This is a genomic window from Bradyrhizobium sp. CFUWI (genome assembly GCF_056429085.1).
The window spans coordinates 1-389 of the sequence record NZ_JBWJZE010000313.1; the positions used below are offsets into that span (position 1 = coordinate 1).

Genomic DNA, 389 nt, shown 5'->3' on the forward strand with positions numbered 1-389 from the left:
GGCCAGGACAATCTGACGGCCACATGCTCTTCCGGCAACGTGGTGTCCGGCGGCTGCAACTCGACCGACTTCCTGAACACGATTGCTTCGTCGTACCGCCCTCAGGCCAACCAATGGACCTGCAAGTTCAACTGCACTTCGGCAGCCAACGTAAGGGCCGAAGCCTATTGCCAGTGATTCGGCGACATGCGCACCCCTAGCGTCCCGGCGGACGCGAGCACAAATGCGGACCCTCTGCAGTGACCCGCCCCCGCATCTGCCTCAACATGATCGTGAAGAACGAGGCACCGGTGATCACCCGGTGCCTCGCTTCCGTGCGTCCGCTCATCGACCACTGGGTGATCGTGGACACCGGCTCCACGGACGGCACGCAGGACATCGTGCGGGAT

General features: G+C 63.0%; 1 protein-coding gene. It reads left to right on the plus strand.

What is annotated here, in order from left to right:
- Nucleotides 1–266 precede the first annotated feature (266 nt).
- Nucleotides 267–389, plus strand: a 123-nt coding sequence (locus AC066S_RS39970) for a glycosyltransferase (RefSeq protein ID WP_478272090.1), incomplete at its 3' end; no start/stop codon positions are given.